The organism is Catenibacterium mitsuokai (assembly GCF_025148785.1).
Lineage (GTDB): Bacteria > Bacillota_I > Bacilli_A > Erysipelotrichales > Coprobacillaceae > Catenibacterium > Catenibacterium mitsuoka.
Window position 1 is genome coordinate 643,970 of the sequence record NZ_CP102271.1, and the last position, 11,618, is coordinate 655,587.

Annotated in this window: 6 protein-coding genes; all 6 read left to right on the forward strand. The window is 38.1% G+C overall.

The genetic code is table 11. The annotated features are described in order from the left end of the window. The first annotated feature begins 102 nt into the window (after positions 1–102). A complete protein-coding gene (gene rpoB, locus NQ499_RS03170) occupies positions 103–3,882 on the forward strand; it encodes a DNA-directed RNA polymerase subunit beta (protein ID WP_050772172.1) in 3,780 nt (1,259 codons plus the stop codon). Then, entirely contained in the window at positions 3,882–7,595 is a 3,714-nt protein-coding gene (gene rpoC / locus NQ499_RS03175) for a DNA-directed RNA polymerase subunit beta' (RefSeq protein WP_006505723.1), read from the forward strand. The genes rpoB and rpoC overlap by 1 nt, the downstream gene beginning before the upstream one ends. 76 nt (positions 7,596–7,671) lie before the next feature. Further along, positions 7,672–8,364, forward strand: coding sequence for an SDR family oxidoreductase (locus tag NQ499_RS03180; RefSeq protein ID WP_006505722.1), 693 nt, complete (start codon positions 7,672–7,674; stop codon positions 8,362–8,364). 146 nt (positions 8,365–8,510) lie between these two features. Then, positions 8,511–8,924, forward strand: coding sequence for a 30S ribosomal protein S12 (gene rpsL / locus NQ499_RS03185; protein WP_040389879.1), 414 nt, complete (start codon positions 8,511–8,513; stop codon positions 8,922–8,924). A gap of 39 nt (positions 8,925–8,963) precedes the next feature. Beyond that, on the forward strand, positions 8,964–9,434 hold the full coding sequence (gene rpsG, locus NQ499_RS03190) for a 30S ribosomal protein S7 (protein ID WP_006505720.1): 471 nt from the start codon (positions 8,964–8,966) through the stop codon (positions 9,432–9,434). A gap of 51 nt (positions 9,435–9,485) precedes the next feature. Next, complete coding sequence (fusA, locus tag NQ499_RS03195) at positions 9,486–11,558, forward strand: elongation factor G (protein ID WP_006505719.1); 2,073 nt, start codon at positions 9,486–9,488, stop codon at positions 11,556–11,558. Positions 11,559–11,618 lie beyond the last annotated feature (60 nt).

Genomic DNA, 11,618 nt, shown 5'->3' on the forward strand with positions numbered 1-11,618 from the left:
CCTTGTGCTAGTATACTAAAATGCCTACTCATGTATAAAAGCAGGTCATTTTTGACCCTTTTTAGCTTGCAGATAGAGATTAAAAAAGGAGTGGAACGGATTTTGGAAAAGAATGTAAGAACTGCAGAAAGCCGCATTAAGCGACGCAATTATTCTCGTATTAGTGGTTCTTTGAAACTACCTAACCTTGTCGAAATTCAGACAGATTCATTTAAGTGGTTTCAGGAAAAAGGTATAAGAGAAGTATTTGAGGATATTTATCCTATCACAAATTTTAACGACACTTTATCATTGGAGTTTGTTGACTGTCGTTTTGATGAGCCTAAATATGATGCAGATGAAAGTAAAGAAAGAGATGCAGTCTATGCAGCTCCTTTGCGTGCTACTTTACGTCTTGTAAACAAGAAAACTGGAGAAATCAAGACAAGTGAAGTATTTATGGGTGATTTCCCATTAATGACAGATTCAGGTACATTTGTTGTTAATGGTGCAGAACGTGTTATCGTTTCACAGTTAGTTCGTTCTCCAGGAGCTTATTTTGGTAATGGAACAGACAAGATTGGTAAGACTGTCTTCAATGGACAGGTTATCCCATCTCGTGGTACTTGGCTTGAATTTGAAAATGATGCCAAGGATGTTCTAAATGTTCGTATTGACCGTCAGAAGAAGATTCCAGGTACTATTCTTTTACGTGCTCTAGGACTTTCTTCAAATGAAGATATTATTGAAGTTTTCGGAGAACACCAGTTCCTCTACAATACATTTGAAAAGGATCCAACACATAACACTGATGATGCGTTGATGGAAATTTATAGTAAATTGAGACCAGGTGAACCAGCTACTTTAGATGGTGCTAACTCTTTACTATTTGCGCGTTTCTTCGATCCAAAGCGTTATGATTTAGCAAAAGCAGGTCGTTTTAAGCTTCGTAAGAAATTAAGCTTATTAGATCGTATTGCTGATCGTGTTCTTGCTGAAGATGTTGTTGACGTTGATGGTAACGTTGTAATGACAGAAGGTACTAAGATCACTAAAGATAAACTAGAAATCTTAAAGCCTGTATTTGAAGCAGGTGCACATACAAGAGAAATCAAAACAAATGAAAATATGCATTCTAACCACACTATTCAGGTTTTAGATGTATATACAGATGAATCAAAATCTATCAAGATGAGAGTAATCGGTACTGATCTTTCACTAGATAGTAAGTTTGTCACTATTTCAGACTTTATTGCTGCATATTCTTATATGCTTAACCTTGTTGATATCTATGATTCTCAGGACTTAGCAGCTGAAGACAGAGTGTCTTTAATGAGCCGCATTGGTTTATTAGATGATATCGACCATTTAGGTAATAGACGTGTTAGAACTGTTGGGGAATTAGTTCAGAACCAGTTCCGTATCGGTTTATCACGTATGGAAAGAGTAGTTAAGGAAAGAATGTCTTTAGCTGAAGATGATTCTATGACTCCACAGTCATTAACAAACATTCGTCCATTAACTGCTGCAATCAAAGAATTCTTTGCAAGTTCACAGTTATCTCAGTTCATGGACCAGATTAACCCACTTGCCGAATTAACAAATAAGAGACGTCTTTCTGCCTTAGGTCCTGGTGGTTTATCAAGAGATCGTGCAGGTTATGAAGTACGAGACGTCCATCCATCACACTATGGTAGAATCTGTCCAATCGAAACACCAGAAGGTCCTAACATCGGGTTGATTTCTACACTTGCATCTTATGCAAAAGTAAATGAATATGGATTTATTGAAACTCCATATCGTAAAGTAAATAACTGCGTTATTGATGAAGATGATATTCGTTATTTAACAGCCGATGAAGAAAAGAACTATATTATTGCCCAGGCAAAAGTTAAGACTGATGAAAATGACCGTATCATTGATGAACAGGTTATTTCACGTCATTTAGGTGAAAACATCATGGCTAAGCCAGAAGAAATCGACTTCATTGATATTTCACCTAAACAGATCGTATCAGTAGCATCTTCATGTATCCCATTCTTGGAAAACGATGATGCGACTCGTGCCCTTATGGGATGTAACATGCAGAGACAGGCTGTACCTCTATTAAATCCACATGCTCCTTATGTAGGAACAGGTATGGAGTTCCAGGCTGCAAGAGACTCAGGTGCTGCAGTTGTTGCGAAAGAAGAAGGAACTGTTAAATATGTTGACGCTAAGAAGATCATCGTTGAAGGTGAAAGCGGCGAAAAGACATATAAGTTATTAAAGTTCACTGTATCTAATGCTGGTACATGTATCAACCATCGTCCAATTGTTATGGCTGGTGATCATGTTCTTAAGGGTCAGGTTCTTGCTGATGGACCAGCTATGGAACAGGGTGAATTAGCATTAGGACAGAACGTTCTTGTAGGTTTCATGACATGGAATGGTTATAACTACGAAGATGCTGTCATCATGAATGAAAAGCTTGTTAAAGAAGATTACTATACTTCTATCCACATTCAGGAATATACAATTGAATGTCGTGATACTAAGTTAGGCCCTGAAGAAATTACTAGAGATATTCCTAACGTAGGTGAAGATGCACGTTCTAACTTAGACGAAAACGGTATTATCCGCGTTGGTGCTGAAGTTAAGGAAGGCGACATCTTAGTTGGTAAAGTAACTCCTAAGGGACAGGCAGAATTATCTGCAGAAGAAAAACTATTATTAGCTATCTTTGGTGAAAAATCGAGAGAAGTTAAAGATAACTCATTAAGAGTACCACATGGTGGTTCTGGTATCGTTCATCGTATCAGAGTATTTACTCGTAGAGGTAAAGATAGAAAAACTGAAAATAAGTATGGTGAAGCAAACTCACTTGCTTATAAGGAAGTTGAAAGAGACGATTTACAGCCAGGTGTAAATAAAGTTATCAAAGTATATATCGTTCAGAAGCGTAAGATTTCTGAAGGGGATAAGATGTCAGGTAGACACGGTAACAAGGGTGTCATCTCTAAGATTTTACCAACAGAAGATATGCCTCACTTACAGGACGGTACTCCACTTGATATCATGCTTAACCCATTAGGTGTACCATCTCGTATGAACATCGGTCAGGTATTAGAATTACACTTAGGTTATGCTGCTAGACAGTTAGGCGGTCAGTATTTCGCAACTCCAGCCTTTGATGGTATCAATTCTAAGGACTTAGAAAATATCATGAAGGAAGCTGGTATGCCAGAAAATGGTAAACAGAAAGTTATTTCTGGTAAAACTGGTGAATATTTCGATAACGAAGTATCAGTTGGTATCATGTACATGATCAAGTTATGTCACATGGTTGATGATAAGTTACATGCAAGATCAGTTGGTCCTTACTCACTTGTTACTCAGCAGCCACTTGGTGGTAAAGCTCAGAACGGTGGTCAGAGATTCGGGGAAATGGAAGTATGGGCACTTGAAGCTTATGGTGCAGCATATACATTACGTGAAATCTTAACAGTTAAGTCAGATGACGTTGTAGGACGTGTTAAGACTTATGAAGCAATCGTTAAGGGACAGAAGTTACCTGAACCAGGATTACCTGAATCATTCAGAGTATTAAAGAAAGAATTACAGGCATTGGCATTAGATATTCGTCTATTAGATGATGAAGGTAATGAAATCAATGTAGGTAATATTGAAGATGAAGATCGTCGTTTCCCTCGTTCATTCGATGCGCCTAAGAAGCCAAAAGAAGATGAAGAAAATGATGAAAAAGAAGAAAAAGAAGATGAAGAAGCTGACACTCACGAAGAATTCGTTGCCGAAGGTGAAGATGATATCGTAGAAGACAGCTTCGATGATGATGAAGCTCCAGAATCAGTCGATGATATTATCGAGGGATTATTTGGAAAAAGCGGTGAGGAGGAAGAATAATGGCAGAGAATAATAATTTTTCAGCAATTCAGATCGGTTTAGCCTCTCCTGAGAAGATTCGTGAATGGTCATATGGCGAAGTCAAAAAACCTGAAACAATCAACTATCGTTCACAGAAGCCTGAAAAAGATGGTTTATTTTGTGAAAGAATCTTTGGTCCAACAAAGGACTGGGAATGTGCTTGTGGTAAATATAAGAAAGTAAGATATAAAGGTGTTGTCTGCGACCGTTGTGGTGTCGAAGTTACTCGTTCTTCAGTAAGAAGAGAAAGAATGGGTCATATCGAATTAGCAACTCCAGTTGCACATATCTGGTATTTAAAGGGAGTTCCATCTCGTATGGGACTCATCCTTGATATGTCTCCTAAACAGTTAGAAGAAATCATCTATTTCGTATCTTATGTTGTTACTGATAAAGGTTCTACACCACTTGAATACAAGCAGGTATTATCTGAAAGAGATTATCGTAACTGTGTTGAAAAGTTCGGTGGTCAGTTCCAGGCTAAGATCGGTGCAGAAGCCATCAAAGTATTATTACAGAAGGTTGACTTAGATGCTGAACTTGAAGATGTAGAAAATCAGTTAAAAGAAGCTCAGGGTCAGAAGAGACAGAAGTTATTAAAGAGACTTGAAGCAATTGATGCATTCAGAAGCTCTAATAACCAGCCAGAATGGATGATTATGGATGTTCTTCCAGTTATTCCACCTGATTTAAGACCAATGCTTCAGCTTGACGGTGGTCGTTTTGCGACAAGTGACTTAAACGACTTATATAGACGTGTTATCACTCGTAACAACCGTTTAAAGAAATTATTAGAATTAGGTACACCTAGCATCATCGTACAGAACGAAAAGCGTATGCTTCAGGAATCTGTAGATGCTTTAATCGATAATGGTAGACGTTCTAAACCTATTACAGGTGCTGGAGGAAGAGCATTAAAATCTCTTTCACACACACTTAAAGGTAAGCAGGGACGTTTCAGACAGAACTTACTTGGTAAGCGTGTAGACTACTCTGGACGTTCAGTTATCGCCGTAGGACCTACATTAAAGATGTACCAGTGTGGTATTCCAAGAGAAATGGCTGTTAACTTATTCAAGCCATTCGTTATCTCTGGATTAGTAAGAAACGAATTAGCAACTAATATCAAAGCTGCTGAACGTATGATTGATAAGATGGATGATAAGATCTGGCCAATCGTTGAAGATGTTATCAAACATCATCCAGTATTACTTAACCGTGCCCCTACATTACATAGATTAGGTATCCAGGCTTTCGAACCTAAACTAGTAGAAGGTCGTGCAATCCGTCTTCATCCATTAGCTTGTCCAGCGTTCAATGCCGACTTCGATGGTGACCAGATGGCCATCCATGCACCACTAGGTGAAGAAGCAATTCAGGAAGCAAGACAGTTAATGCTTGGTTCTAGAAATATCCTTGGTCCAAAAGATGGTAAACCTATCGTTACTCCATCACAGGATATGGTGCTTGGTAACTATTACTTAACAACAGAAAAAGCAGATCAGATTGGTGAAGGTACAGTATTCGCTGATGTGAACGAAGTATTAATGGCTTACTACAATAAGACTGTTAACTTACATACAAGAATTGCGATTCGTGCTGCTGCTTTAAAGAATAAGACATTCACTGAAGAACAGAATAACATGTACTTAGTCACTACAGTTGGTAAGATCATCTTCAACCAGATCTTTGAAGGTGAATTCCCATACTTAAATGACCCAGATAAGGCAAGCTTAAAGGCTACTCCAATGAAGTACTTCTTACCTTATGGTACAGATATCAAGGCTCACATCAAAGCTCAGCCTTTAATCAAGCAGTTCACTAAGAAGACTCTTGGAGCTATCATCGATGAATACTTCAAGATTTGTCCAATTGATGAAATCCATGTCATGCTTGATAGACTAAAGAATCAGGGATTCTATTATTCAACTATCGCTGGTATTACAGTATCTGCTTATGATATTCAGATTCCTCAGGATAAATATCATTTATTCGATGATGCTGATGAACATCTTGAAGTAATTAAGAAGTTATACAACAAAGGTAAATTAACAGAACATGAACGTTATACAGCCGTAATCAAATTATGGAATGACGTTAAAGAAAAAGTTACTGGTATCGTTAAAGAAGAGTTCGAAGCTGACCGTGATAACCCAATCTTCATCATGTCAGATTCAGGTGCCCGTGGTAACATCTCTAACTTCACTCAGCTTGTAGGTATGCGTGGATTGATGAGTAACCCTAAGGGGGAAACTATCGAACTTCCTATCAAGTCTGCCCTTCGTGAAGGTTTAACTGCATCAGAATTCTTCATTTCTACACATGGTGCTCGTAAAGGTTCTACAGATACAGCCTTAAAGACTGCCGATTCAGGTTACTTAACAAGACGTCTTGTCGATGTAGCACAGGAAGTTATTATCACAGAAGACGATTGTCATACTGATAAGGGATTCGAAGTATCTGAATTAATTAATACAGCTGATGGTAACGTCATCGTACCATTAGTAGATAGACTTGTTGGTCGTACTTCATTAAAGGATATTTGTGATCCAGCAACTGGTGAAATCATTGTCCATGCAAATGAATTAATGACTGAAAAATCAGCAAAAGCTGTTGCTGATGCTGGTATTAAGACAGTTGAAATTAGAAACATCTTCGGATGTAAATCTAAGACAGGTATCTGCCGTAAGTGTTATGGTCTAAACTTAGCAACTGGTCAGGAAGTATTACTTGGTGAAACAATCGGTATCATGGCTGCACAGTCAATCGGTGAACCAGGTACTCAGCTTACAATGCGTACATTCCACATGGGTGGTGTTGCCGGTGACGCCGATATCACTCAGGGTCTTCCTCGTATCCAGGAATTGTTTGAAGCACGTGTTCCAAAGGCTAAATCAATTATTTCTGAAATCAATGGGCACATTTCATCAATTACTACACAGGGTGATCATAACAACCAGCGTTCAGAAGTTACTGTCGCAAATGATCTTGAAACTAAGACTTACTTAACACCAATTGGTGCAAAATTAGCTGTTTCAGAAGGAGATATTGTTGAACCAGGTGATAAGATCACAGAAGGTTCTATCTCTCCAAAAGAATTATTATCTGTTGCATCTGCAGAAGCAGTAGAAAAGTATATATTAAAAGAAGTACAGCAGGTATATAGATTACAGGGTATCGAAATTTCTGATAAGCATATCGAAATCATCATTCAGCAGATGATGAGAAGAATGAAGATTGTAGAAGGCGGCGATACAACTGCATTACCTGGATCACATGTTTCAGTTAAGAACTTCACTGAATTAAATAGACAGGTTCTTAAGGAAGGTAAACATCCAGCTGTTGGTAGACCAATCTTACTTGGTATCACTAAGGCTTCATTAGAAACAGATTCATGGTTATCAGCTGCATCATTCCAGGAAACTACGAGAATTCTTACTGATGCTGCAATCAGAGGTAAAGTAGATCATCTTAAGGGTCTAAAGGAAAACGTTATTATTGGTAAGCTATTACCAGCAGGTACTGGCTTAAGAGGACCTTTAAAATCTGAAGAAACAATCAAGAAAGAGGAAGAAGAAGCTCTTCAGCAGGCTGAACTTGAAAAATCAAGAGAAGAAGCTGAAAATTTCACTCCTGACTCTGCAATGTTTGATGAAGAAGAAGAATTTGTAACTTCTCATCATGACGCTTAATTTATAAGAAACACTATGGACCTGTGTCCATAGTGTTTTCACATATAAGGAGAAACGTTATGAAATTTAAAACAAGGTGGTAGTTGTTACTGGTGGGGCTCACGGTATAGGACAAGCCATAGTAGAAGATTTTAGAAAAGAAGGAGCAGTCGTTGAGGTGATCGACAAGACACCAGGTACTTACTTTGTGGGGGATATAGGTAATAAAGAAACATTAGAAGCATTTAGTTCTTATGTGTTAGAGAAGCATAGTCATATTGATTATCTCATTAATAATGCTTTACTTATAATGAAAGGTATTGATGAATGTAGTTATGAAGAATTTCAATACGCTTTATCTGTTGGAGTCACTGCTCCATTCTATCTTACAAAGCTATTCAAGGACTCATTTAATAAAGGTGCTGTTATTGTTAATATTTCGTCTTCTAGAGACCGTATGAGTCAAGACAATACAGAAAGTTATACTGCTGCAAAAGGAGGCATAGCGGCCCTTACACACGCTCTCATGATGAGCCTAAGAGGTCATGTAAGAGTCAATTCTATTTCACCAGGATGGATTAATACTCATGGTAATACATACACCGGTCCTGATGCATATCAACAGCCAACTGGAAGAGTAGGAAATCCCCAGGATATATCATCTATGGTTTTATTCTTATGTTCACCTCAAGCATCATTTATCAACGGTGAGAATATCTGTATTGATGGAGGAATGACCAAACAGATGATTTATCATGAAGATGCAGGATGGTATTTAGAAGATAAGTAGTAAAAATCAAGAAAAAATCAAAAAAAGTTGTTGACGAGGACTTTTATTTGTCATATACTGACAAAGGTGTCCGTTGAGGGCACATATATAAAAACAAATTTGTGAAACACCCGGAATTGTGTGTTAGAATTAGAAAGGAGAAAATCATGCCTACAATTAACCAATTAGTAAGAAAAGGACGTAGCGAAAAGACTAAAAAGGGTAAGTCTCCAGCTTTAAATAGAGGTTTCAACTCATTAGCTAAAAAAACAACTAATGATAATTCACCTCAGAAGCGTGGCGTTTGTACCCGTGTTGCTACAATGACACCAAAGAAGCCTAACTCAGCTTTACGTAAGTATGCCCGTGTTAGATTATCAAATGGATTAGAAGTTACAGCTTACATTCCTGGTATCGGTCATAACCTACAGGAACACTCTGTTGTATTAATTCGTGGTGGTCGTGTTAAGGACTTACCAGGGGTTCGTTACCATATTATCCGTGGTACTATGGACTGTGCTGGTGTTAAAGATCGTATGCAGAGCCGCTCATTATACGGAGCTAAAAAGCCTAAGAAATAAATTGTTAAATTAATAAAATAGAGAGAGGAGAATTTGCCGATGTCTAGAAAAGGACGTATTGCTAAAAGAGATGTTTTACCTGATCCAATTTACAATAGTAAAACAATCACTAAGCTTATTAACAACATCATGTTAGATGGTAAAAAAGGTGTTGCTCAGAACATCTTATATGAAGCATTCAAAAAAGTTGAAGAAAAGACTGGAAAGCCAGCTATGGAAGTATTCGACGCAGCTATCAACAACATCATGCCAGTACTTGAATTAAAGGTAAGACGTGTTGGTGGTGCTAACTACCAGGTACCAGTTGAAGTAACACCTGAAAGAAGAATGACTTTAGGTTTAAGATGGTTAACTAACTATTCTCGTTTAAGAAACGAAAATACAATGGTTGATCGTTTAGCTAACGAAATTATCGATGCTTCTAACGGTACAGGTGCTGCTGTTAAGAAGAAAGAAGATACTCATAAAATGGCAGAAGCTAACAAAGCTTTCGCACATTTCCGTTGGTAATATCTTTATTACATATAAATTAAAAGAAAAAGTATTTGAAAGGAGAAAATTATGGCTCGTGAATTTCCATTAGAAAAAACACGTAATATCGGTATCATGGCTCACATCGATGCTGGTAAAACTACTACTACTGAACGTGTTCTTTACTATACAGGTAAAATCCATAAAATCGGTGAAACTCATGACGGTGGATCTCAGATGGACTGGATGGTACAGGAAAAAGAACGTGGTATCACTATCACTTCTGCTGCTACTACAGCTCACTGGAAAGGATATCGTATTAACATCATCGATACACCAGGCCACGTAGACTTCACTGTAGAAGTTGAACGTTCATTACGTGTACTTGATGGTGCCGTTACAGTACTTGACTCTAAAGCAGGTGTAGAACCTCAGACTGAAACAGTTTGGAGACAGGCTACTACTTATGGCGTACCAAGAATTGTTTTCTCAAACAAGATGGACGCTACTGGTGCTGATTTCATCATGTCACTTAACTCATTAAATTCAAGATTAGGTGCTAATGCCGTTGCATTACAGTTACCTATCGGTGCTGAAGATACATTCGAAGGTGTCATCGACTTGTTAACTATGAAAGCTATCTATTTCGATGGTGCTGAAGGTATCGATGTAATCGAAAAAGAAATCCCAGCTGAATATGTTGATCAGGCTGAAGAATATCATCAGAATTTATTAGAAGCTGCTGCTTCATTTGATGATGATTTAATGATGCAGATTCTTGAAGGTGAAGAACCTGCAATCGAAGATGTTAAAGCTGCTATCCGTAAGGGTACACTAGCTGTAGAATTATTCCCAGTTCTTTGTGGTTCTGCTTACAAAGATAAGGGTGTACAGCCAATGCTTGATGCTGTAGTTGACTACTTACCAGCTCCAACTGACATCCCTGCAATCAAGGGTGTTGATGCTGATGGTAACGAAGTTGACCGTCATGCATCTGATGAAGAACCATTCTCAGCTTTAGCATTCAAAGTTATGACTGACCCATTCGTAGGTAAGTTAACTTTCTTCCGTGTATACTCTGGTACTGCAACTGCTGGTTCATATGTATTGAACTCAACAAAAGATAAGAAAGAAAGACTTGGTCGTATCTTATTAATGCATGCTAATACACGTAAAGAAATTGATGAAGTTTATGCTGGTGATATCGCTGCTGCAGTAGGTTTCAAGAACACTACAACTGGTGATACTCTTTGTGCGGAAAACGATTTCGTTATCCTTGAAAAGATGGAATTCCCAGAACCAGTTATCGAATTAGCAATTGAACCTAAGACAAAAGCTGACCAGAACAAACTTGGTGAAGCTTTAGTTAAATTAGCTGAAGAAGACCCAACTTTCAGAACATCTACAAACCCTGAAACTGGTGATACTATCATCGCTGGTATGGGTGAATTACACCTTGATGTCATTGTTGACAGATTAAAGAGAGAATTCCATGTAGAAGCAAACGTAGGTGCTCCTCAGGTTGCTTATAGAGAAACTATTACTCAGGCTGCTGAATGTGAAGGTAAATACATCAAACAGTCTGGTGGTCGTGGTCAGTACGGTCACGTTTGGATCAAGTTCGAACCTAATGAAGGTAAAGGATTTGAATTCGTTGACGCTGTTGTTGGTGGATCAGTTCCAAGAGAATATATCGGTTCTGTAAAAGTTGGTCTTGAAGACGCTTTAGAAACTGGTATGATCGCTGGTTACCCAGTACTTGACGTTAAGGCTACATTATTCGACGGTTCTTACCATGATGTCGATTCATCAGAAATGGCATATAAGGTAGCTGCTTCTATGGCATTAAAAGCTGCTGGTAAGAAGTGTGCTCCAGTAATCCTTGAACCAATCATGAAGGTAGAAGTAACTGCACCTTCTGAATACTTAGGAAGCGTTATGGGTGATATTTCATCTAGACGTGGTATGATCGATGGTCAGGAAGAAAGAGGTAACGCTGTAATGGTTGAAGCTTCTGTACCTCTAGCTGAAATGTTCGGTTATGCAACAGACTTAAGATCATTCACACAGGGTCGTGGTAACTATACAATGCAGTTCGACCGTTATGAACCTGTTCCTAAATCAATCAAGGAAGAAATCATTAAAAAGAACGGCGTAAAATAAGAATAACTATGATTTTTATTGCAATTATCAATAAAATCTATTAAAATAGTTATGTAAAAT

Bases quoted from the DNA above. Each gene is read 5' to 3' on its own strand.
- fusA (WP_006505719.1), top strand. From the start codon at position 9,486: ATGGCTCGTGAATTTCCATTAGAAAAAACACGTAATATCGGTATCATG.
- rpsG (WP_006505720.1), top strand. From the start codon at position 8,964: ATGTCTAGAAAAGGACGTATTGCTAAAAGAGATGTTTTACCTGATCCA.
- rpoC (WP_006505723.1), top strand. From the start codon at position 3,882: ATGGCAGAGAATAATAATTTTTCAGCAATTCAGATCGGTTTAGCCTCT.
- rpsL (WP_040389879.1), top strand. From the start codon at position 8,511: ATGCCTACAATTAACCAATTAGTAAGAAAAGGACGTAGCGAAAAGACT.